Source organism: Nocardia sp. NPDC049149 (assembly GCF_043197455.1).
In the GTDB taxonomy this organism is placed as follows: Bacteria; Actinomycetota; Actinomycetes; order Mycobacteriales; family Mycobacteriaceae; genus Nocardia.
In genome coordinates this window covers 943,949-967,395 of sequence record NZ_JBICTD010000001.1, presented here as the reverse complement: position 1 = coordinate 967,395, position 23,447 = coordinate 943,949, and the positions used below count along the sequence as shown (strand labels likewise).

General features: G+C 66.1%; 19 protein-coding genes. 9 read left to right on the top strand and 10 right to left on the bottom strand.

Annotated features, from left to right (window positions below):
• Window positions 1–22: 22 nt before the first annotated feature.
• The 5 genes from gyrB to dnaA form a co-directional block, all read right to left on the bottom strand.
• Complete coding sequence (gene gyrB / locus ACGFNJ_RS04545) at window positions 23–2,077, bottom strand: DNA topoisomerase (ATP-hydrolyzing) subunit B (RefSeq protein WP_393443266.1); 2,055 nt, start codon at window positions 2,075–2,077, stop codon at window positions 23–25.
• A 553-nt stretch (window positions 2,078–2,630) separates the two neighbouring features.
• Window positions 2,631–3,194 (bottom strand): DUF721 family protein, encoded by a 564-nt coding sequence (locus ACGFNJ_RS04540; RefSeq protein WP_393443774.1) that lies wholly within the window; start codon window positions 3,192–3,194, stop codon window positions 2,631–2,633.
• Between the two features lie 156 nt (window positions 3,195–3,350).
• Entirely contained in the window at window positions 3,351–4,532 is a 1,182-nt protein-coding gene (recF, locus tag ACGFNJ_RS04535) for a DNA replication/repair protein RecF (protein WP_393443264.1), read from the bottom strand.
• A 291-nt stretch (window positions 4,533–4,823) separates the two neighbouring features.
• Window positions 4,824–5,999 carry a DNA polymerase III subunit beta gene (gene dnaN, locus ACGFNJ_RS04530; RefSeq protein WP_393443262.1) on the bottom strand — a complete coding sequence of 392 codons (1,176 nt, stop codon included), beginning with the start codon at window positions 5,997–5,999 and terminating at the stop codon, window positions 4,824–4,826.
• A 965-nt stretch (window positions 6,000–6,964) separates the two neighbouring features.
• Window positions 6,965–8,953: a chromosomal replication initiator protein DnaA gene (gene dnaA, locus ACGFNJ_RS04525; protein ID WP_393443260.1), complete on the bottom strand. Its 1,989-nt coding sequence runs from the start codon at window positions 8,951–8,953 to the stop codon at window positions 6,965–6,967.
• A gap of 642 nt (window positions 8,954–9,595) precedes the next feature.
• Here dnaA and rpmH point away from each other — a divergent pair.
• From rpmH to ACGFNJ_RS04480, 9 genes are all read left to right on the top strand, one after another.
• Window positions 9,596–9,739, top strand: a complete 144-nt coding sequence (gene rpmH, locus ACGFNJ_RS04520) for a 50S ribosomal protein L34 (RefSeq protein ID WP_005516618.1) — start codon at window positions 9,596–9,598, stop codon at window positions 9,737–9,739.
• A gap of 21 nt (window positions 9,740–9,760) precedes the next feature.
• A complete protein-coding gene (rnpA, locus tag ACGFNJ_RS04515; protein ID WP_393443257.1) occupies window positions 9,761–10,162 on the top strand; it encodes a ribonuclease P protein component in 402 nt (133 codons plus the stop codon).
• Window positions 10,159–10,554 (top strand): membrane protein insertion efficiency factor YidD, encoded by a 396-nt coding sequence (yidD, locus tag ACGFNJ_RS04510; RefSeq protein WP_393443255.1) that lies wholly within the window; start codon window positions 10,159–10,161, stop codon window positions 10,552–10,554. The genes rnpA and yidD overlap by 4 nt, the downstream gene beginning before the upstream one ends.
• Window positions 10,555–10,558: 4 nt before the next feature.
• Window positions 10,559–11,650 (top strand): membrane protein insertase YidC, encoded by a 1,092-nt coding sequence (yidC, locus tag ACGFNJ_RS04505; protein ID WP_393443253.1) that lies wholly within the window; start codon window positions 10,559–10,561, stop codon window positions 11,648–11,650.
• 150 nt (window positions 11,651–11,800) lie between these two features.
• Complete coding sequence (locus ACGFNJ_RS04500) at window positions 11,801–12,307, top strand: protein jag (protein WP_245746217.1); 507 nt, start codon at window positions 11,801–11,803, stop codon at window positions 12,305–12,307.
• Window positions 12,308–12,472: 165 nt separating this feature from the next.
• Complete coding sequence (gene rsmG, locus ACGFNJ_RS04495; protein WP_393443251.1) at window positions 12,473–13,249, top strand: 16S rRNA (guanine(527)-N(7))-methyltransferase RsmG; 777 nt, start codon at window positions 12,473–12,475, stop codon at window positions 13,247–13,249.
• Between the two features lie 2,423 nt (window positions 13,250–15,672).
• Window positions 15,673–16,626 carry a ParA family protein gene (locus ACGFNJ_RS04490; RefSeq protein WP_245746225.1) on the top strand — a complete coding sequence of 318 codons (954 nt, stop codon included), beginning with the start codon at window positions 15,673–15,675 and terminating at the stop codon, window positions 16,624–16,626.
• Between the two features lie 70 nt (window positions 16,627–16,696).
• Window positions 16,697–17,719 (top strand): ParB/RepB/Spo0J family partition protein, encoded by a 1,023-nt coding sequence (locus ACGFNJ_RS04485; RefSeq protein WP_393443249.1) that lies wholly within the window; start codon window positions 16,697–16,699, stop codon window positions 17,717–17,719.
• 254 nt (window positions 17,720–17,973) lie between these two features.
• The gene (locus ACGFNJ_RS04480; protein WP_393443771.1) at window positions 17,974–18,711 is read left to right on the top strand and encodes a GNAT family N-acetyltransferase; all 738 of its coding nucleotides are present in this window, start codon (window positions 17,974–17,976) and stop codon (window positions 18,709–18,711) included.
• 95 nt (window positions 18,712–18,806) lie between these two features.
• On the opposite strand, the gene ACGFNJ_RS04475 is transcribed toward ACGFNJ_RS04480, so the two are convergent.
• From ACGFNJ_RS04475 to sigM, 5 genes are all read right to left on the bottom strand, one after another.
• Window positions 18,807–20,000, bottom strand: coding sequence for an N-acetylmuramoyl-L-alanine amidase (locus ACGFNJ_RS04475; protein ID WP_393443247.1), 1,194 nt, complete (start codon window positions 19,998–20,000; stop codon window positions 18,807–18,809).
• Window positions 20,001–20,188: 188 nt separating this feature from the next.
• Window positions 20,189–20,536, bottom strand: a complete 348-nt coding sequence (gene trxA / locus ACGFNJ_RS04470) for a thioredoxin (protein WP_393443245.1) — start codon at window positions 20,534–20,536, stop codon at window positions 20,189–20,191.
• Window positions 20,537–20,597: 61 nt separating this feature from the next.
• Entirely contained in the window at window positions 20,598–21,578 is a 981-nt protein-coding gene (gene trxB, locus ACGFNJ_RS04465; RefSeq protein ID WP_393443242.1) for a thioredoxin-disulfide reductase, read from the bottom strand.
• Window positions 21,579–21,745: 167 nt separating this feature from the next.
• On the bottom strand, window positions 21,746–22,582 hold the full coding sequence (locus tag ACGFNJ_RS04460; protein WP_393443240.1) for a hypothetical protein: 837 nt from the start codon (window positions 22,580–22,582) through the stop codon (window positions 21,746–21,748).
• Between the two features lie 101 nt (window positions 22,583–22,683).
• Window positions 22,684–23,217 carry an RNA polymerase sigma factor SigM gene (sigM, locus tag ACGFNJ_RS04455; RefSeq protein ID WP_393443768.1) on the bottom strand — a complete coding sequence of 178 codons (534 nt, stop codon included), beginning with the start codon at window positions 23,215–23,217 and terminating at the stop codon, window positions 22,684–22,686.
• Window positions 23,218–23,447: the final 230 nt, after the last annotated feature.

Here is a 23,447-nt window from a genome sequence, read left to right as displayed (position 1 = left end):
GCCCGGTGAGCAAACGCACCGGCTATACGTCGAGGAAGCGAACGTCCTTGGCATTACGGGTGATAAAGCTGCGGCGAGCCTCCACGTCCTCACCCATCAGCACGCTGAACAACTCGTCGGCCGCGGCCGCGTCGTCCAAGGTGACCAGTTTGAGCACGCGCACCGACGGGTCCATGGTGGTCTCCCACAGCTCCTTGGCGTTCATCTCACCGAGGCCCTTGTAGCGCTGCACGCCGTCGTCCTTGTTGATCTTCTTGCCCGCGGCGAGGCCGGCTTCCATCAGGCCGTCGCGTTCCCGGTCGGAGTAGGCGAACTCGGGGTCGGAGCGCTGCCACTTGAGCTTGTACAACGGCGGCTGCGCCAAGTACACGTGGCCCTGCTCGACCAGCGGGCGCATGAAACGGAACAGCAGCGTCAACAGCAGCGTCGCGATGTGCTGGCCGTCGACGTCGGCGTCGGCCATCAGCACGATCTTGTGATAGCGCAGCTTGGCGATGTCGAACTCGTCGTGGATGCCGGTGCCGAAGGCGGTGATGATCGACTGGACTTCGTTGTTCTTCAGCACGCGGTCGATCCGCGCCTTCTCGACATTGATGATCTTTCCGCGCAGCGGCAGGATCGCCTGGTACATCGAGTCACGGCCGGATTTGGCCGAGCCACCGGCGGAGTCGCCCTCCACGATGTAGATCTCGGACTTGCTCGGATCCTTGGAGCGGCAATCGGCCAGCTTGCCCGGCAGCCCGCCGAGGTCGGTGGCGGACTTGCGGCGCACCAACTCTCGCGCCTTACGCGCGGCCACGCGGGCCTGCGCCGAGGACACCGCCTTGTTCACGATGGTCTTCGCGTCGGCCGGATTGGCCTCGAACCAGTGCTGCAGGTGCTCGTTGCACGCCTTCTGCACGAAGGACTTGACCTCGGTGTTGCCCAGCTTGGTCTTGGTCTGGCCCTCGAACTGCGGCTCGGACACCTTCACGCTGACGATCGCGGCGAGACCCTCACGGATGTCGTCACCGGTGAGGTTGCCGTCCTTCTCCTTGAGCAGCTTCTTATCCTTGGCGTACTTGTTGACCACCGTGGTCAGCGCCGCACGGAAGCCCTCTTCGTGGGTGCCACCCTCGTGGGTGTTGATGGTGTTGGCGAAGGTGTGCACCGACTCCGAGTAGCCGGAGTTCCACTGCATGGCGACCTCGAGCTCGTGCCCGGTGCCCTTGCCGGTGAACCCGACGACGGAGTTGTGGATCGGCTGCTTGGTGCGGTTGATGTGGCGGACGAAGTCCTCCAGACCACCCGGGTAGTGGTAGGTGCGGGTCTTCACCTTGTGCTCGACCGGCGCGGCCGCCCCCTCGGACTCCGCGTGCTTCGGCGCGTCGGCGGTCTCGCTCACCACGTCGTCGGTGATCTCCGCGTCGGTGACCCGCTCGTCGGTGAGGGTGATGGTGAGGCCCTTGTTCAGGAACGCCATCTCCTGCAGCCTGCGCGCGACCGTCTCGAAGTTGTAGGTGGTCGTCTCGAAGATCTCCGGATCCGCCCAGAAGCGGATGGTGGTTCCGGTCTTCTTCGACGCGTCGCCCTGGACCAGCTTGCCAGGGATCGAGTCCTTGTACGCCTGGCTCCAGTGGAAGCCGTCGCGGTCGATCTCCGCCTCCAGCCGGGAGGACAGCGCGTTGACCACGGAGATGCCGACTCCGTGCAGACCACCGGACACCGCGTAGGAGTCCGAGTCGAACTTGCCGCCCGCGTGCAGCTGCGTCATGACGACCTCGATGGTCGGGACGCCCTGCGCGTGCATGGCCACCGGGATACCGCGGCCGTCGTCGACCACCTCCACGCCGCCGTCGGCGAGGAGCGTGACCTCGACCTTGGACGCGTAGCCCGCCATCGCCTCGTCGACGGAGTTGTCGACGACTTCCCAGATCAAGTGATGCAGGCCGCGCTCACCGGTGGAACCGATGTACATGCCTGGGCGCTTGCGGACGGCCTCGAGTCCCTCGAGGACGGTGATGGACGAGGCACCGTAGTCCTGCTTGCCCGAGGTAGCGTTGGTCGAGCCCGATGCGTTGGAGTCGTTGGCAGCCACTGGTCGGTAGCTCTCCTTACTTGCTGATCCCCGGCGCAGGGGTCGTACAGCACGCGTTGGTCCCTGGTCAGGTCTGCTCGAAAAATACGGGGCCGCGCGGGCGGTACGGAACGCGCCGAAGGTGATCGCCGCTAGTTACGTCACCATCCTACTGGTACAGCCAACCTACAACGCACCTACGACACCCCTGACGGCTCCGTGAATGCGAGAAATCGGATTGCGGCGAGTCTGTTCCGCCCTTCGGGACTTTGGATCCGCTCTGGGAGGATTCGGACGGTAGGCATCGGGTGCCGTTCCGGTTGCCCTACGGTTCGTCGGCGGTATGTCTCGATTTTACCGAGCTCGGCGCGTTGCCGGTGGGTTGCCTGAGGCGAGGTGAGCAGGCAGGTTGCTTCTCGATTCGCGCCGGTGGGCGGGGTTACCGAGCACCTGTGGATGCCTTGTTGAGCGAGGCACAGCCGTTGGGGACGAAGGCAGTCCGCTCTCGCGCCGGCGAAAACGCTTGCCGCATCGAGCGATACCGTCGAGCGTTTCACGTGGAACGCTCGGCTCCCTATCCGTACGTATCGCGTGGACCGCGGCCCCTGATGTGGCGCTCGCCCTTGCGCCAACTCGGTGCGGCAGGACCGGTGATCTTCAGTGAGTTCACCACTCCCGGGCCGACCGCGGCCGTGATCTTCGCCAGGATCTGGCTCTGCAACATGCGCAATTGGGTTGCCCAGGCGGTGGATTCGGCCGCGATGCTCAGCACGTTGTCTTTCAGGGTGAGCGGGGTGGCATGCGCGGCGATGTCCTCGCCGACCACACCGGCCCAGCGGCCGAACACCATGCCCTCGGCGACCTTGGTCGACCAGCCGCGACTCTTCGCGATCGAGCCGGTCAGCGCCGACAGCGACTGCGGATCACGTTGATCGGGGCCTGCACCCGACCAGCCAGTGCGGCGACGCGCGCCGGTCCGCAGTCTGCGCTGTGGCGAAGATCGCCCCTGGCCGACGGACTTTCCGCTCGCCTTAGCCGCGGCGCGGGCCTCTTCCAGCGCACGCCTGGCCAGATCGATACCGCGCAACTCCGGCTCCGGTCCTGCCGGTTCGGCCGGTGGCTGTTGTTCGGTCACCAGGCTCCTCTCGTAGTGCGCGGCCAGACGTCACTGTACGACAGGGCACCGACGAAAACCGATGCCCTCCGGCGCGGCCGAGTTCTCCACAGGACCTGTTGATAACCATGCTTTTCTGTGCATACGTCTAGCTGCTTTCGCCAGACTGCGAAAGGGGCGTCACGCCGGTGGCGTGGCCGGTTCGACGATCCGTGAGGTCCGGCCGTCCGGTCCGCCGCTGGTTTCCACCCGCAGCGGAGCGGCGGCGAGCTCGGCGGGTACGTCCTCCGGCACCGCCGCGGTGATCAGCACCTGTTCCGCCCCGGCAGCGACAGCGGCGAGGGCGGTGCGCCTGCGGCGGTCGAGTTCGGCAAACACGTCGTCGAGCAACAGCACCGGCTCGGACCCTGTCGCGCGCAACAGCTCGAACGCGGCGAGGCGCAGTGCCAAGGCGAAAGACCACGACTCGCCGTGGCTCGCGAAACCCTTGGCCGGTGCCTCACCGAGGTTCAGGTCGAGCTCGTCGCGATGCGGGCCGACCAGGCACACGCCGCGTTCCAGCTCCTTCGGCCTGGCCGCGGCGAGCTCGCGCAGCATGATCGCCTCCAGCGCCTCGGTGTCGTCCGGCTCGGGTTCCCTTGCCGGATCGAGGAATTCGGGCGGCAGGCTCGCGCTGCGGTAACCGATTGTGGCGGGCCGTGATTCGGGGGCGATGGCGGCGTAGGACTGGGCCAGATACGGGTACAGGTCGTGCACCAACCGCAGTCGGTACGTCAGCAGCACCGAGGCGTGCGTGGCCAGATGACCGTCCCACACGTCGAGGGTGCCCAGGTCCGCCTTCGATCTGGCTTGGCGCCCAGCGGATTTCAACAGCGCGGAGCGCTGGCGAAGGACGCGGTCGTAATCGCTGCGCACCGCGGCGAGCCGTGGCAGGCGGGCTGTGCACAACTCGTCCATGAAGCGGCGGCGCTCGCCGGGGTCGCCGCGCACCAGGGCGAGATCTTCCGGCGCGAACAGCACGGTCTGCAGGATGCCGAGGATCTCGCGGGTGCGGCGGGCCGGCGAACGGTTGATCTGGGCTCGGTTCGCGGTGCCCTGGTTCAGCTCGACGTCGATCCGCAGCTCACGGCCGGTGTTGACCACCGAGGCGCCGATGCGAGCCTTGTCGGCGCCCATCCTGATCAACGGGGCGTCGGCGGCGACACGATGGGAACCGAGGGTGGCGAGGTAGCCGATCGCCTCGAGCAGGTTCGTCTTGCCGTTGCCGTTCGATCCCAAGAAGACCGTTCGGCCTGGGGATAATTCGAGCTCCGCGTGCTCCCAGGAACGGAAGTCACGCAGCGAAAGTGCCCTGATGAACATCCGCTACCTGGCCCCTGCCTGCGCGAACCATGACGTCTTCGGAACGAGCTGTGGCGACATATCTGCAGGCCACGCCGCTGCAGGTGCTGCGGTGCCGCGCACCGAACCGCCGCGTGCCTCGCACACCGCATCCGCACCGATCCCAGGGCGCCGCACAACCATTCCTTGACCACAGGATGTGGATGTCCTGTGGATGACCGGTGCCGACCGCGTCGAAAACCACGGCGTTGCTACCGGTTTCGCAGCAACCGAGGCGCTGGCCGAACCCGGATCGCGATCATGCACAGGTGCTCAGCCCGGGAGCCGGACCGGCATCAGCAGGTAGATGTACGGGCTGTCCAGCGCCGCGAACGCACCCGAGTCGAGCGCCTGCGGCTCTTCCTCGGCGGCAGGGAGCAGCACGGCGGGACGACTGGGGGTGGTGAACCCGAAGGTGACCCGCTCGGCGTGCAGCGCGGACAGTCCGTCGATCAGATAGCCGGGGTTGAACGCGATGGTCAGCGATTCGCCGCGGAAGTCGGCCTCGAGCCATTCCTCGGCGCGGCCGGCGTCGTCACCGCCCGCGGACAGCTGCAGGCCCTCGGTGGAGAACTCCAGCCGCACCTGGGCGCCACGCTCGGCGACCAGCGCGACGCGCTTGATGGCCTCGGTGAGCACCGACACCTGGAGGGTGGCGATCGAGGTGTGTTCCTTCGGCAGCAGCTGGCGGAACTTGGGGAATTCGGCGTCGAGCAGCCGGGTGGTGGTCCGGCGGCCCGCGTTCACGATGCCGAGCAGACCGTCCGACCCGCCGCCGCTGCCGAGCGACAGCTGCACCGGGGCATCGGAGGCGCCAAGGGTCTTGGCGGATTCGGACAGCGTTCGGGCCGGAATGAGCACCGCGGTCTCGATATCGGCGTTGGTCGGCTTCCACTCGATGTGGCGCACCGCGAGCCGGAATCGGTCGGTGGCCGCGAGCACCACCTTCGAACCCTCGATCTCGACCCGGATGCCGGTGAGCATCGGCAGCGTGTCGTCTCGGCCCGCTGCGACGGCGACCTGACCGACCGCGTTCGCGAACACGTCGACGGCGAGCTCACCGGTCGGCTGGGGCACCTCGGGAAGCTGGGGATAGTCCTCGACCGGCATGGTCGGCAGGGAGAATTTCGCGCTGCCACAGGCGATCAGCACGCGCGTGCCGTCGACGGACACGTCCACCGGCTTGTTCGACAGCGCCTTGGTGATGTCGGCGAGCAGCCTGCCGGAGACGAGAACCTCACCGGGCCCTGCGACCTCGGCCGCCACCCGCATCTGCGCGGACACCTCGTAGTCGAAGCCGGAGACGGTGAGCCCGCCCTCGTCGGCAACGAGCAGCACACCGCCGAGCACCGGGACCGGAGGCCGGGACGGGAGGCTACGAGCCACCCAGGCAACGGATTCCGCGAAGTCCTCTCGGGCGACCCGAAACTTCATGCTTGCAAGCTCCATCGCCCGATCTGTCCTCTCCCAGTTCCGTGAGCTGTTGTGCGGTGGCCGGACATTCGTCCTCCAAAGCCTCTCGGCTCGTCAACATCGATTCGCGAAGGGTGTGGATCGGCCGCCATCGAAAGTGTGGCACAGGCGACCGACACCAAACCGTACCCGCGTGCGGGCCAACGGCCTAGCCCGACCCTCCGGCGGTTCTCGTCCGGTGGTTCCGGTGTGGGCGGATGCTGCCGTCGCGCATCGGTGCTGATTCGAACCGGCAAGGAGACCGCATGCGTGACATCGCTTCGTCCGGGTAACGCGAGGGCAGTGCGGATCGACTGAAGGGCACGACTCTCGATCCGGATCCGATCGCTTCTCCTTGCCTGGGGACGAGAGCGGTTCGCGGCGAGACGTCTTCGACCGACTTTCCACACACCCTGTTTCAAAGAGAGTTCTTCTAGAAGAAGAACTGAAGTAGTAGTAGGCACTGTGGAATCTGTGGACTGCGGCCGTATCCGCTGGTCCGGGGCCATGTTGCCGTGGGGATGACCGCCGAGTGTCTCGAGGATGAACGCGAGGCGTCTGTGGAGTTCACGAGTTGTCCCATATTCATCCTCGAGCGCTCCTCGAGTTGTTCCACCGAATTCACCCGGTTGTTCACACATGTGAACCAGGTCGTGGACAGCTCGAGGAATCCTCGAGGACTCCACATGGACTCCTCGAGGATTCCACACCCCCTCGAGTGCCTCCTTGGCTGGTCACTGCCTGTGCGCAAGATTGCCTGGGGAAAGTGTGGATGAAGTCCTGTTAGCGGACGGCGGACGGTCCATCCCCACACCTGTTAGCCGATCGGTGCACAAACCGGTGGATTCCTCGAGGACTCCACAAGGATTCCTCGAGGAATCCACAGGCCATAAAAAAGCACCGCCCCAGGTCAGGGGCGGTGCGAGGGTGTTAGTAGAACTTTGGGAGCAGGGTGGGGAGAACTAGCGCGAGCGCTGCTTGATCCGGGCTGTCAGTTCTTGCACCTGGTCGTAGACCCGGCGCCGCTCGGTCATCTCCTTGCGGACCTTCTTCTCCGCGTACATCACCGTCGTGTGGTCACGGCCGAACGCCTGGCCGATCTTCGGCAGCGACAGGTCGGTCAGCTCGCGGCACAGATACATCGCGATCTGGCGGGCCTGCGCCAGCGGCCGCGCCTTGCCCGGCCCGGTCAGCTCCTCGAGCGTGGTGTTGAAGTACTCGGCGGTGACGGCCATGATCGTCGCCGCGTTGATCTCCAGCGCCGCGGTGTCCGGCATCAGGTCACGCAGCACCACCTCGGCCAGCGGCAGGTCGAGCGGCTGGCCGTTCAACGACGCGAACGCGGTCACCCGGATGAGCGCGCCCTCCAGCTCGCGGATGTTGCGTTCGACCCGCGTTGCGATCAGTTCCATCACGTCGTGCGGCACATCGAGCCGGTCCATCCTGGCCTTCTTGCGCAGGATCGCGATGCGCGTCTCCAGCTCCGGCGGCTGCACATCGGTGATCAGGCCCCACTCGAACCTGGTCCGCAGCCGTTCCTCCAGCGTCGCCAGCTGCTTGGGCGGGCGGTCGGAGGAGACGACGATCTGTTTGTTGGCGTTGTGCAGGGTATTGAAGGTATGGAAGAACTCCTCCTGGATACCTTCCTTGCCCTCGATGAACTGGATGTCGTCGACCAGCAGGATGTCGGTCTCCCGGTAGCGGCGTTTGAACGCCACCTTGCGGTCGTCGCGCAGGCTGTTGATGAAGTCGTTGGTGAACTCTTCGGTCGAGACGTACTTCACCCGCATGCCGGGAAACAGCCGCTGGGCGTAGTGCCCGGCGGCGTGTAGTAGGTGCGTCTTGCCCAAACCCGAAGCGCCCCAAACGAACAGCGGGTTGTAAGCACGGGCGGGCGCCTCCGCGATGGCGACCGCGGCGGCGTGCGCGAAGCGGTTGGACGCGCCGATGACGAACGTTTCGAAGGTGTACTTCGCGTTCAGGCTGGCCGAGGAGTTCGCGGGCGCCGCGGTTTCCTGCGATTTGGTGAAGTAGGTCGGCCAGGTGTTGCGGACGTTGACCACGGGTTCGTCGTTGCGTTGCTGACCGTCGGTGTCGCGGACCGAATCGTGCGCGGGGTCCTCGGCCGACGCCGCCTCGCGCACCGGCGTCCGGACCGGACCGCGCATGGTGGCCGGACCGGGGTCGGGGGTGAACAACGACTCCTGCCCGGGCGGGATCGACTCGCGCCGGGAAGGCATCTCCTGTTCGCGGCGTTGGGGCGGGGCTTGGTCGCGTCGGCCCGTCGGTACTTCGGCAGGCACCGGGTAGTCGTCGCGGTCGGCGTAGTCGCCGTTGGTGTAGTCCTGGCGGTCGTACTCGCCCGCCGATGAGTAATCCGGTGCGTAGTCGTTGTCGGCGTAGTCGCCGCCGCCGTTGTACTCCGCGGCCGGCGCGTAATCGTTGGGCTGGGCGTAGTCGTTCGATTGCGCGTAGCGCGGCGCCGGATAGTCGTCGTGCGTCGGGTACTCGTTGCCGGGGTAGCCGGGTTGGTTGCGCCCGTTGTCCCTGGGTCCGTTGTCACGGGGACCGTTGTCCCTCGGTCCGTTGTCGCGCGAGCGCTCCGGTCGGCTTGTCATCCTGGCGTGCCGGGGGTTGTTGCCCGCCCGCTCGGTGGGCTGGACCGTCGGCGCGGCAATGCGCACGCCGAGTCCCTCCACCTGGGGGCCGAGTCGCCGGGCCAGCGACCGCAGGATCGGCTCGCGCAGATCGCGTTCAATGGCCTCCTGAGCCAACGAGGAAGGCACCGAGAGCAGGGCGAACCCCTGCGCGACCGTCAGCGGCTTGACCAGTTTCAGCCAGGCCTGCTGTGCGCGGGTGACCGGCGGAATGGCTCCGTCCGACGACCCGGTGGTCAGCTCGGCGACTACCTCGGGCCACACCGTGGCCAACACGTTCTGCTCGTCGTCCATGCAGTTTCCTCCCCGGAAGTAGGTCGATAGGAGCAGACGGCCGGGGCACGCGGGGAATTGTGGCGACGACCATGCTCGGGTCGGTACCGTGATCCTGCGTACGTCCGTAACCGGTTCGGACGCTGCCCAGATCCCCAGTCCGGGCGGCGGCGTTGGCACCGTCGGCCCTACGAATATGCCACTCCAGGGGTCTTTCCACACAATTATCCACAGATGTGGAGAACCCTGTGTAACTGTGAAATGCCGCTACGCCGCGGCTCGGCAGGGCGCTGACCAGGGGTTCTGTAGCAATCCTCGAGCAAAGCGGGTTGGTGTTACGCCCGGGCGTGGCTAGGGGTGTGGACGAACTCACGGAAATACTCACAGGGTCTGACCGGTCGGCACCCGTTCGCCCTGGTCGCGCGTCCGAACCAGCTGGGGTGGGGCGAGTTTGACCCGCTCCGAGCCGATCAGTACCCTCGTACAGTCACCCTTTGGTGCGGTGGCGGTCTTGTGCTGACCGCGTGTAGGTCGTTATCGGCCGACTGTGCGCCAAGACCGACGCGCCGATGATGACCAGACCTGCGATTCATCGCGAATACCTGTATCACCGAAAAAGCTTCGGGTACCGACTGGTGCCCACTGACTCGAGGAGTGTTGACCGTGGCCAAGGGCAAGCGGACGTTCCAGCCGAACAACCGTCGTCGGGCGCGCGTCCACGGCTTCCGCCTCCGGATGCGCACCCGTGCGGGTCGCGCCATCGTCTCGGCGCGTCGCCGCAAGGGCCGCGCCGAACTCACTGCCTGATCCTCGCTCGCGGACGCTCGGGTGTTGCCTGAGCCGTATCGGTTGCATCATCGTGCCGACTTCTCCCGGACGGTGCGCCGCGGCCAGCGAATCGGGAGGCGAGATCTCGTCGTACACGTGCTGAAACACGGGTATGACGGAGTCGTGGACGTGCAAGGACAACCTGACGATCCGGCCGCTGAGCTGGTCCGCGTAGGCGGGCCACGCTTCGGGCTGATCGTCAGCAAGGCGGTGGGCAACGCGGTGATTCGACACCGTGTGGCCCGCCGCCTGCGTCATATGTGCGGCCAGGTGATTCCCGAGCTGCCCGCGGAGACCGACATCGTCATCCGCGCGCTGCCCGGCGCGGCCAACGCCTCCTCGGCGGAGCTGCTGCGCCAGCTGCGGGGTGCGGTGCGCAAACTCGGGGTCGGTCCCGCATGAGCGCGTCGAAGATCGGCCGGCTACCGGCGAACGCACTGATATTTCTGATCGAGTTGTATCGGACCTACGTCTCCCCCACCCGCATGCCGGTGTGCCGTTTCACCCCGACTTGTAGCGAGTACGCCGTCACCGCATTGCGGACGCGCGGACTGTTCGTCGGGCTCGGATTGGCAGCCGTTCGACTGGCCAAATGTGCACCCTGGCACCCTGGTGGGTGGGACCCGGTTCCGGAGCGGAAGCGAAGCACCGTTCGCACCGCGCCAGGGACCGTGGCAGCCACCGATCCGGCGCCGCAGGAAACCAGCCTGCAGGCCGAGCCGGTGTCGGAACCGAAGGCTTGGAAAGGATCACCGCACGCGGTGATCGGCGATACGAACGACGGGAGTGCATAGAGCCGTGCTCGACTTCATTTATTACCCGGTTTCCTGGATCTTATGGTTCTGGCATCGGGTCTTCGGGTTCGCGTTCGGCCCCGACAACGGCCTTACCTGGGCACTTGCCGTGGTGTTCCTCGTCTTCACCTTGCGCGTACTGCTCTACAAGCCGTTCGTGAAGCAGGTGCGCACCACCAAGCAGATGCAGGAACTGCAGCCGCAGATCAAGGAACTGCAGAAGAAGTACAAGAACGATCGCCAGAAGATGGCGGTCGAGATGCAGAAGCTGCAGAAGGACCACGGCTTCAACCCGCTGATGGGCTGTCTGCCGATCCTGGCCCAGGTGCCGGTGTTCCTCGGCCTGTTCCATGTGCTGCGTTCGTTCAACCGGACCGGTCATGGGATCGGGCAGCTCGGCATGTCGGCCTACGACAACGCACACACGCCGAACTATGTCTTCAGCGCGGCCGATGTGCAGTCGTTCCTGAGCGCCCGCATCTTCGGCGCACCGATCTCCGCTTTCATCACCAGCCCGGCCAGCGAGCTGCAGGCGTTCGCCGACTACGGCGGGGTGCCGACCAAGGTCACCATCGCGATCATCGCGATCCCACTGATGGTCATCGCCGGCCTGGCCACCCACTTCAACGCGCGCGCCTCGGTCGCCAGGCAGACGCCGGAGGCGGCCGCCAACCCGCAGGCCGCGATGATGAACAAGCTTGCGCTGTGGGTCTTCCCGCTCGGCGTGCTCGTCGGTGGTCCCTTCCTGCCGATCGCCATCCTTCTCTACTGGGTCTCCAACAACATCTGGACCTACGGGCAGCAGCACCTCGTCTTCGGTCGCATGGAGAAGGAAGAAGAAGAGAAGAAGCAGGCCAAGCTGGAGCAGCGTGCGCAGAACGCGCCGAAGCCTGGCGTCAAGCCGGTCAACACGAGGAAGAAGGCAGCGCCCAGCGCGGACGACGCCGTGGACGCCGAGGAGGCGGCCGACGGGGTCGACGCACCGCCGTCGACGAACGGCACCGGCAAGACGCCGACCAAGGCCACCGGTCAGCGCAGGCCGGGTGGCCAGAGGCGGCCGAACCGGGGCAGGGCGAACCAAAAGCGCCGTCGCTGATCGCATTTCGGTGGTCGGCAGGCCACCACGCTGAGCAACCCCTTGATCGCGCACCGTCCGGCGGCGAGCGCCCGGCGAGCGCGATGAGCAGATGAAGGAAATCAAATGACAGTTGAGACCGACGGAGGGGACGCCACAGTGGCGACGACGATGGTGAACGCCGGAACGGACGCCGACGATGTCGTGAACGATGCCGAAGAAGCCCTGATCGAAGAGGGCGAGATCGCAGGCGACTACCTGGAGCAGTTGCTCGACGTGCTCGACTTCGACGGTGATATCGACCTCGACGTCGAAGGCGACCGGGCCATCGTGAGCATCGACGGTGGCCGCGATCTGTCAAAGCTGGTGGGCCGCAACGGCGAAACGCTCGACGCCCTACAAGAACTGACCCGCCTGGCCGTGCAGCAGGCGACCGGCGTGCGCAGCAGGCTGATGCTGGACGTGGCCGGCTGGCGGGCCAAGCGCCGGGAAGATCTGAGCGCGCTCGGTACCGCCGCCGCGCAGCGGGTGCTCGAGACGGGGGCACCGGAGTCGCTGGCTCCAATGACGCCGTTCGAGCGCAAGATCGTGCACGACGCGGTCGCGGTGATCGATGGCGTCAGCAGCGAGAGCGAGGGCGTCGAGCCGAACCGGCACGTCGTGGTTGTTCCGTCCTGAGTGAATGAGTGCGTCGCCCGGACAACCCTCGGGCCCGGCGCATTTCGTCACCCTGACGGGTAGTGGTTGGATAGGGCCTCTGGTCTTCGGATCGGGGGCCCTGTTCGTGTCCGCACCTGAATGTCCGTCTGTCGCTACCTCTCTGATCGACTCGAGTTCGGAAGGATGTTTCACGTGGAACGAGATCTCGGTGGAACCACCGCGTTGCCTGCCGAGCTGGAACCACCCGCGACGGCGGCGGCGGTGTTCGGCGACCGACTCGAGCTCGCCCGCCGATACTGCGCGGCGCTCGCTACTGCTGGCGTGCAGCGTGGGCTGATCGGTCCGCGCGAGGTGCCCCGGCTCTGGGATCGCCACATTCTCAACTGTGCGGTGGTCGGCGAACTGATCGCCGAAGGCGCCTCGGTTGTCGACATCGGCAGCGGCGCGGGCCTACCCGGAATCCCGTTGGCCATCGCGCGGCCCGACCTCCGCATCACCCTCGTCGAGCCCCTCCTGCGCCGCACCATCTTCCTCAGCGAGTTCATCGAAGCCGCCGGACTCGACGTCACCGTCGTCCGCGGCCGCGCCGAACAATCCGGTGTCATGAAGGAAGCAGGCGGCGCCGACATCGTCACCTCCCGCGCGGTCGCCCCCCTCGGCAAACTCGCCCAGTGGTCCCTCCCTCTCCTGCACGACCACGGCCGCATGCTCGCCCTCAAAGGAATCAGCGCCGCCGAAGAACTCGAACGCGACGCCGAAGCTTTGGCCCATGCCGGTGCAGGCAACACCGCCGTCCTCGAATGCGGCGTCGGCCTGGTCGACACCCCCACCTTGGTCATCAGCGCCGAACGTCTCCCCCGCGCCGAACGCACCCCGCGCCGTGAACACGCGGCTGCCCGCAAGGAAGCCAAGGCGGCGAAGCGCGCAGCAGCGCCCGTCCGCGGTCGCAAGACGAAGTAGTTCGCGGTGTGGCGGAGCGAATCCGTCCGACCGTCACGACCAGACCTAGACGAAACATCGTCTCTCGTACCCACGCCATGGGAACCGCCACCCAGTCGCTCCGGAGGTCGAGCACTCCGGAGGAACGCGAGCGCGCTCCGGTCGCGGCGGCTGGCGGACTGTCAGGCAAAGCAAGCTGGCACAGGCACATCGGCTGTGCCCTGCAGGCGGTAGTTCGCGAACAGTCGAATGCGTTGTCGGCGAGTGGCGCAACCACGTTGGCAGCAGTGGCGCGGCGGGCGAACTCGTGCGGGCGGATGCGGCTCATCGCCGTCCGGGCGCGGTGGCGCGGCAGTCAAGGCAGGAGCCTTCGTCCGCTTTGCCGCGAGACAGCACCGATCGATATCCGGGTGGCCCGCAATGCTGCCAGGCATCTGCTCGCGCAGCACAGCGAGCGGTTCGCCATCCCCATCGAGCGCCACGCTTAGCGCCGGGCGGAGTCTCGTCATGGGTCGGCTCGGAACGGGTCCCCCTCCGACCCTCCTCGCTCGAACGGTGCGCCTCAACCTGTGCGCCTCAGCCGGACGAGTCGGCACACCTCCGATTGCCCGCGAGCTATCCGGTGTGGTGGTCGCGGGAGACCAAACGGTGGCGCTGGTGGCGGGACCTTCGCGCGGGAGTCGGCTTGGAACGGTCCCCTCTCCGGTCCCCCTCGCTCGAAGGGTGCGTCTTAGTCTGTGCACCAAAGCCGATCTGATGTGGCGGTCGCGGGAGATCGAATGGTGGCGCCGATGGCCTCGGTCGCGGGAGACGACGAGCCACGACGCGGTGCCACTGAACACGCGAAGGACCAACCACTCGAAGTGATTCGCTGCACGGCGAATCAGGGGCTGCACTCCGGACCAAGGAGCGATCCAAACCGGTCCTGCGGACCCCCCTCGACCGCCCTGCGGACGATCGGCCCCGATCCTGGCTCGGAGGTCCATGTTTCATGTGAAACCATCTCATTGGCACTCACCCCAGAGGTGGCAGCCTTAGGGTGGTCGCGCCAGACGGCTGCTCCCGAGGCGCGCACCGCTCCAGCACCTGTGCCGTCGAACCGCTGTGCACACCCCGTGCCGGGGGGCGCTGAGTCCCACGCTCCCCCCGCACACTGACTGACAGGACTGCCCGATTCGCTGGCGGCCGATCGCCCGGGGTGCCGAGCCCGGGAATGAGCAGCGGACTGGACGCGCCTTGTGAGTGCCGGGAGATCTGCATGAAGTTGATGGCAATCGCTGAGTCCGTGGCGGACGATCTGGCGTTCAGGGGGCAGAGCTGGTTTCACATGAAACAACGATGCCGGGGATGCACCGCGCGAGGGTCGCCGGCGCTCCCCCATGTCCAAGGATGGGTGAGTCTCGCGGAACTCCCAGATGCCCCCGTTGAAGTATCGGGACCAGCGATGGTTGATCCAACCGATGGCTTGTCTGGAGACGTGCACCGGCAGCACAGCCCGATGCGGTCGTCGACGATCACCTGGTGCCTTGAGCACCGAACAGGTGCGCCAACCGGTTTCACGGGAAACATGTCTCTTCGCCCCCCCGTCGCCCGCCGAGGGGCGGCAACGGGATCCGAGCCCCCATCCATGTCCCGAGTCTCAGTTCGATCTGACGACTGCTGATGCACTCGGCGGACGGGAGCACCGTTCCACGGATGTCTGACTGCTGGAGTACCCCGAGCCACGAGCCGAAGCATGGATCCACCCACTCCTAACGTTTTGAGCACCGCACCGTTTCACGGGAAACATGGCGACCTCCTTCCTCCACGGACTGTCTCACGCAAAGGACCCGGGGCAATCGGAGGTGTGCCGACTTGTCCGGCTGGAAGGCCGACCCTCAGGAGGGAGGGCGGCTTGAAGTCGATCCGGTTCGTCCTGGGCGCGCGAGACGCCGCAGCCACTGGCACCGTCGAGATGCGCTGAAGCGAGCGGATGATCGGTCCGCCGGAGGCGATGTTTCATGTGAAACCGAGATGCGGTGGTGTCGCTGGGTCGGTGCGGGATTCAGTTGCGGGGTCGCGGGTGCGATGGAATCCGTTGGGGGGTGGTGTTTCATGTGAAACATTGGGGTTCGGGGGGGTCGAATACGGACAGATTCGAGTGTCGTTCGCGCGTTGCCGCGATTCAGCTTTCTTATCGCGCCCAGGGCTGGCAAGCTAGTGAGCGTCGGGCGTGAGCGTAGATGCCACGGTGGATTTGGTGTCACAGCGGCGAGGGCTCCGCTCGGTCGATCGGGCGCCGCGAAACCCGGTTGAGCATCATGTTCGTACCGACACAGCTGTTTGATGACACGGCGCCGACGCTCGTCGGAAGCACGTGATCTGAACGTTTCTCGGGTTAGGAGCTGTCTATGTCGAGCGGTCCGGCGAATGTTTCACGGGAAACGACGTCGCGCGTGCCGGGAATGCTGGACTCCAGCAATTTCGACGCGGAGGCATTCGGAAGCACACCGTTCGGGAACATCTCCCCCAGTGAGACCCCGATCGCGGCCGAAGCGCAACGCGCCAGCCAGATTCTCCATCCAGGAAAGGTGACAGTGCAGAAACCGCACGAGCAACGCATCATCACCATCGCCAATCAGAAGGGCGGCGTCGGCAAGACGACCACCGCGGTGAATCTCGCGGCCGCCTTGGCGCATCAGGGGATGACGGTCCTCGTGATCGACCTGGACCCGCAGGGCAACGCGAGCACCGCCCTCGGCATCGAACATCACTCGGGTGTTCCGTCCAGCTACGAACTTCTCATCGGCGAGGTGTCGGTCTCGGATGCGATCCAGCAGAGCCCGCACAACGAACGCCTGCTCTGCATCCCGGCGACGATCGACCTGGCCGGCGCGGAGATCGAACTGGTGTCGATGGTGGCCAGGGAGGGCAGGCTCAAGGCGGCCATCGAGCAGGCCAACATCGCGGGCTACGACATCGATTACGTGATGATCGACTGCCCGCCCTCGCTCGGTCTGCTGACCGTCAACGCGATGGTCGCGGCCAAGGAGGTGCTGATCCCGATCCAGTGCGAGTACTACGCGCTGGAGGGTGTCGGGCAGTTACTCCGCAATATCGGCTTAGTGCAGGCGCACCTGAATCCGGCGCTGCACGTGTCGACGGTGATCCTCACGATGTACGACGGCCGGACCAAGCTGGCCGATCAGGTGGCCGAGGAGGTGCGCGGCCACTTCGGCGATGTGGTGTTGCGTTCGGTGATTCCGCGCAGTGTGAAGGTGTCCGAGGCGCCGGGCTATGGGATGACGGTGCTCGATTATGATCCAGGCTCCCGGGGCGCGATGAGCTACCTCGATGCCGGACGAGAAATGGCGGCTCGGTCGACCGTGTTGGCGCGGGTCGCCGAAGGCGCGGAGTGATCTGGCCGAGTGCGACCCGGGTCGGTGAGACCCGGTTTGGTGTCGGAACGAGGAAGGGGTCAACAGACCGATGAGTCAGGCGAAGAAGGGTGGGCTAGGACGCGGTCTTGCCGCGTTGATCCCGACGGGACCGGCGGCGACGCCGGGGCTCAGCAGTCAAGCGGCCAGCGTCATCGGTCTGGATCCGATCGGGCCGCAGCCCGCGTCGGCGTACCTGCATCGGGTTCCCGACCCCACCGACGACGATCTCGCCGTCGGCGGCGCCGTCTATCGCGAGATCCCGCCGGAGCAGATCGAGCCGAATCCGAAGCAGCCGCGTCAGGTTTTCGAGCCGGACGCGCTCAACGAATTGGTGCATTCGATCAAGGAATTCGGTCTGATGCAGCCGATCGTGGTGCGTCGGATCGAGCCGGGTGTCGACCAGTACCAGCTGGTGATGGGCGAACGCCGGTGGCGCGCTTCGCAAGAGGCAGGCTTGGCAGCGATCCCTGCGATCGTGCGGGAGACCGCGGACGAGTCGATGTTGCGCGATGCCCTGCTGGAGAACATCCACCGGGTGCAGCTCAACCCGCTCGAGGAGGCGGCGGCCTACCAGCAGCTGCTGGAGGAGTTCGGCGTCACCCATGAGGTGCTCGCCGACCGCATCGGTCGCTCGCGCTCGGCCGTCACCAACATGATTCGGCTGCTGAAGCTGCCGATTTCGGTGCAGCGCCGGGTGGCGGCGGGCGTGTTGTCCGCCGGCCACGCGCGGGCGCTGCTCGGGCTGACCGCCGGCGTGGACGCGCAGGAGGAACTGGCCAAGCGCGTTGTCGCCGAAGGACTCTCCGTGCGTAGCACGGAGGAAGCGGTCATCCTGGCGAATCAGGAGGTGGCCCCGCCGCCGGTGGATCCGTCGGAGCCGCCTACCCCGCAACGCAAGCCGATCGTCATGCCCGGTCTGCAGGATGTGGCCGATCGGTTGTCCGGGTCGTTCGATACCCGGGTGATCGTCAGCATGGGCAAGCGCAAGGGACGGATCGTGGTCGAGTTCGGTTCGGTCGACGACCTCGAGCGCATCGTCAATCTCATGGAGCAGAGCAAGCGCGATATGTGACAAAAGTGACAAAAGTAAACTTGTGAATGCGAGAGGTATGACCCCAGGACGGAAACGTCACTGTGACAGCGAGTCGAATCCGTGAGTTGGCGGACCAGATGACCCGCCGGGACATACCAACCACAAGTTCCTGACCAACAGCACAGCGACGTGGAATGAGGCGGGTTCGTTTGATCGCTTATTCTTGCTGGCGAGCAACAGAGTGATGCGGCATGAGTGTGGATGAATCGGACAGCTGGAGGCTGAGCAGAGCAGTGTCGACCAGCGTCACAGCACTAACCCTCGGTGAGCTCGACAAGCTCCCCGCGCACTCCCGGCGCTGTGTGTTCTGGGAGATGGATCCTGCCGTCGCCGAGGACTCCCGCGACTTCAGCGATCCGGTCTTCGAAAAGGAAGCCTGGCTCTCCACGGTCCTGCTGGAGTGGGGTTCGTGCGGGCAGGTCGCGAACGTCGACGGCAACGTCGCGGGGTGTGCCCTGTATTCGCCGCCAAGCGTGGTGCCGCGCGCCACGCTCTTCCCCACCTCACCGGTGAGCCCGGACGCGGTCCTGCTGACCACGCTGCGGGCCGAATTTCCCTATCAGGACAAAGAGGTTGCCCATCAGTTGATGCAGGCCGTGGTGGCCGATCTGGTGCGTCGCGGTGTGCGTGCGCTCGAGGCGTTCGGCATCCGGTTCGATCCGCCCGCGCACGCCTTGTCCGAGCGATTCGGCTCGATGACGTTGATGGAGCGGATCACTGCGCCGATCATCAAGAGTTCGGGCCCGACCATGTCGGGTGCGCTGGCCGAGTGTTCGCCGGAAACCTGCATGATCGAGGCGGATTTCCTGGAGGAGGTCGGCTTCGAGGTGGTCGCGCCGCATCACAAGTTCCCTCGCCTGCGTCTGGAGCTCAACTCCGACCACGGCTGGAAGGAAGACGTGGAACGGGCGCTCGATCAGCTGCTGGCTGCCGCGTCGATGGCGCCGCCCGCACGCATCGGCGTGCGCTGAATCGCGGATCCGGTTGCCGCGCTGAGACACGAAGCGCCCCTGTCGACGAATCGACAGGGGCGCTTTTACGTGAACAACTCGTTCGGCGGCGGCCGCTACACCCGGTCGGCCGCGGCCAGTTCCTCCGCCAGCAACTCCGCGAAAGTGTATGTACCCGTTGGCTGGTCGTCTTGCCCGAGCAGATACAGCCGCTTCACCGAGATCAGGATCGCCTCGGCGATCACATCCCGCATCCGCGGATTGGTGAGCACATTCGCGTCGTAATCGTTTGTCAGATAACCGATATCGACCTGCACGGTCGGCATCTTGGTGAGCCGCAACAGATCCCACGTCCGCGCGTGAGTCCGGCAGTCCTGCAACGATGTTCGCGCGACGACCTCACGCTGGATGAACCCGGCGAGCACCTGCCCGATCATCGAGACCGAGCCGTGCGAATTTCCGAAGTAGAAGCCGGCGACACCGTTGGCCAGCGGGCTCGGATTGGTCGCGCAGCGCAGCGAGATCATCAGGTCGGCATCGAAAGCGTTCGAAGTGTCTGCCCGTTCCGCGTCGGTCGGGTTGGCGCCCCACGGCCGCGAGAGGAAGGTCTCCATGCCGGTGGCCGCCATCCGGCCTTCGAGCCGGCTTGCCAAGTCCCACAGGATTTCCGACTCGTACACCTCGCCGTACTCGGTCGGCACCGGGTGGCCCTTGTCCGGCCCGCCTAGCCCAGGATCGATGACGATGCGTTTGCCGGTGAGCTGGGGCCCCGCGCGGTGCACCACCTCCTCCTCGGCGATCCGATGCGGATTGCCGCCGGTGACGCGAGCGCCGAGCAGATCGAGCGACCGTAGCGTGTCCGGACCACAGATGCCGTCGGCGGAGAGCCCGATTTCCCGCTGGAAGGCGGTGAGTGCCTCGTGGGTGTGCGGCCCGAAATAGCCGTCCACCCGATGCACATAGAAACCGAGATCCTGCAGCTTGCGCTGCAGCGTCGCCACGTCATCGCCGTACAGGGGCGCGGAGAGCTGATAGATCAGCGTCCGCGCACCGAGCCGGTAGGACGCCTCTTTGAGCGCCCGATAGGTGGCCGGGCCGACAACACCGTCGACGAGCAGTCCGCGGTGCTGCTGAAACGCGCGCACCGCGGAGTCGAGTCGGTGGTCGAAGGAGGCTTCGGTGTCTTTCCAGTACTCGCGCGCGTCATCGTGATCGGTGTCGACGTGTGCGTGGAGGAAACCGAGGCTTGCCAGGGTGCTCCGAACCTCTGCTACGGCTGGACCGCTATCGCCGTGACGAAGTCGGTGCATGCGTGAGAGCCCTTTCCTTCCGTCAATCCGGGTACCCACTCATGCGATGGGATACACCTTCGCACGACCGGCGTCGGTCGATTGTCTCAGACCCGGATGGGAATTCGACATTCCCGAGTCCAGGCATCCTACGGCGCGTCGGTCGAACACGACGTCCTTTGACGCCTATGACGTTATAGCGCCAGACGTCAGATAATGCCGTCGAGTTCGCGCAAAAGGGCGGCTTTGCCCTTCGCTCCGACGATCTGCTTGACCGGTTGACCGCCGCGGAACAGCATCATAGTGGGCAGCGAAAGGATCTTGTAATCGCGGGCAGTGCCCGGGTTGGCGTCGACGTCCAGCTTCGCGATGGTGAGCTTGTCCGCGTGCGTGCCCGCGATCTCCTCCAGCACCGGGGCGACCATCTTGCACGGCCCGCACCAGGCGGCCCAGAAGTCGACGAGGACCGGCTTCTCGCTGAGCAGCACGTCGTCGGCGAAGGACGCGTCGGTGACGGTGATCGTCTTCGCGCCGGTCTTCTTGGCAGTCTCGGACATGGGTTTCTCCTTGTTGAAGCGCAACTCGCCCGCGGCGGGTACCGCGGGCGAGGGACGAAGGTCAGTTGGCGGGCACCGCAACCGAGCGGCTCGCGTGGTCGAGCGTGTTCGAGGTGATGTCACCCTGTTCGGCGAGCCAGCGCTCGGCGTCGATCGCCGCGCGGCAGCCGGTGCCCGCGGCGGTGATCGCCTGGCGGTAGGTGTGATCGACCAGGTCGCCGGCGGCGAACACACCGGGCACCTTCGTGGCGGTCGACGGGTGCACCACCTGCACGTAGCCTTCGTCGTCGAGCTCGACCTGACCACGCACCAGCTCGCTGCGCGGATCGTGGCCGATGGCGACGAACAGGCCGGTCGCGGCCAACTCCGACGTCTGTCCGGTCTTGGTGTCGCGCAGCGTGAGACTGGTCACGGCGGTATCGCCGTGCACCTCGGTGACCTCGGCGTTGAGCACGAACTTGATCTTCTCGTTGGACTTGGCCCGCTCGAGCATGATGCGCGAGGCACGGAACTCCTCGCGGCGGTGCACGATCGTCACGGTGCTGGCGAACTTCGTCAGGAAGATCGCCTCCTCCATCGCGGAATCGCCGCCGCCGACCACGACGATGTCCTGGCCCTTGAAGAAGAAGCCGTCACAGGTCGCGCAGGCGCTGACGCCGCGCCCGAGCAGCTTCTGCTCACCGGGCACGTTGAGGTAGCGGGCGGCCGAACCCATGGCCAGGATCACCGCGTAGGCCTGGTAGGTCTCGTCGCCGACGGTGACGGTTTTGATCGGACCGCTGAGGTCGATCGCGTCCACGTCTTCGGTGCGGATCTCGGCGCCGAACCGTTTGGCCTGCTCGCGCATCTCTTCCATCAGGTCGGGGCCCATGATGCCCTCGCGGAATCCGGGGAAGTTCTCCACCTCGGTGGTGGTCATCAGCGCGCCACCGAACTGGGTGCCCTCGAACTGCAACGGCTGGAGCTCGGCGCGGGCCGCGTACACGGCGGCCGTGTAGCCGGCAGGTCCGGAGCCGACGATGATCAGGTCGCGAACGCTCATGGGGCCCTTCCGGGGGTGATATATCAACTGGACGTCTCGGTCAACAACAGGGTAATGGCTATTGTTCCGGCATCGGACCGGTGTCGGGTGAGCTTGGGCTCAGTCGTGAGATGTGCCGCACTCCTGGAGCTACGCGAGATCGGTTACCGCGTAGGTCACCCCGAGCCTCAGCCGATGTCCTGCAGGGCGAGGCGCTGGGGATCGTCTGTGGTGCAACCGGTTCCGACGATCAGCGCGGTGATCTTCGGCGTGCGCGGCCCGGAGAGCAGCAGCAGGACCGCCGCCTTGCCGTCGTAGACGAAGTCGGTGGAGCCGAGCACGCTGCGCTCGAGTCCGTTGGCACGCACGCAACGCTCCTGGGCGGGCACACTGGCGAGCAGTCCGCTTGCGTCGTTGCGGCCGAGCGCCGCGAGCAGGACGGGGGAATCGAGCAGCGTGGGTGCGACGACCTTGGTGCCGACCGCGGTGGTGCCGACGTGTGTGGGACCCGAGGTTGGCTGGGCGATCGGCGGTGCGTCGTTGCCCCGCACCGAGGTCAGTGCGATGGCGGCGCAGGCAACGACCGCGACGGCCGCCGCGGCGGCGGTGAGCCAGCGCAGCCTGCCGCGCCGGTGTTCGTCGAGTGCGACGGGGGCGGCCGGTGTGCTCGTCGGCGGCGTGGAAACCGCAGGGGTATCGGCTTTTTCGGGTTCGGCGGAGTACGGCAGCCGATAGATGGTCGCGCCCTCGTCGGCGGGTTCCTCGGGCAGGTCGAGTCCATCGATGAACAGGGCGAGCCGGGCGGCGACATCGTCGGGCATCGCATGGATGACGTGGTCGCTGCGGCCGAGCGCACGCAGTTCAGTGCTGACATCGTCGAGCGCATGCAGGTAGCGCAGTGACTCGCCGTCGCCGCGGACCACGGGCCACAGCTGCTCCCCCAGTTCGGGTGCGACATTGCCGGCGTGCAGGTCGGCGAGCAGCTCGGCCGAGAACGGAGGCTGCGGCATGGACCTGGTCGCCATCGCACCTCCACTGTTCTCATCTGACATCACGGAATCCCCTCGGGCTGGGGAGCTGCTTGGACATCGCGTACGGGTTCGTCACTATTACTGACGCATCTCAACTACTTCCGGTTCCCCGGATCGCGGAGAAATTCCAAACGTTCTTGTAGTCGCTGTCGACCGCGGGCGCAGCGGCTCTTGATCGTCCCCTCCGGAACGCCGAGCATCGCCGCAGCCTCCGCCACGCTATACCCCTCGAGATCGACGGCGACCAGAGCGGTCCGCTGGTCCGGCGGCAGCGAGAACAACGCGTGGTCGACGACCAGCGACATCTCCCATTCGGCCACCGCGTCCCGCTCGTCGCGGGGCTCCGGCATCGTCTCCGGTGTGAGAGAGACGGCCTTGCGAATCTTGTTGCGCCGGATCCGGTCCAGACAGGCATTCACCACGATCGCGTGCAGCCAGCTGCGTACCTCGGCCTCGGCCCGGAACGACGCTGCGGTGCGATGCGCCGACAGCAGTGCGTCCTGCAGCGAATCAGCGGCGTCCTCGCGCGTGTAGGAGGTGCGCAGCGCGGTCTGCCACAGATGGTCGTTGTGCCTGCGCAGCAACTCGGCGAAGGCATGCCGCTGGCCGCGGACATGGGCCTGCAGCAGCTCGACATCGGTGTAGTCCTCGCCAACGAACGGCCGCTCGCGGAACGCGACAGGCCGCGAAGAACCCCCGCGGAAATCCTCGTTCAAATCGGACGACAATGCCAACCCCTTGGACAGCGCTCACGGTGGCAACGGACACGAACGACCATCGCCGAAATTTCGCAGCATCCAGGATCGAGTAACCAGAACCCGGGAAGCTCCCCTGCTGAGAGCGCGAGGAGATCATATCG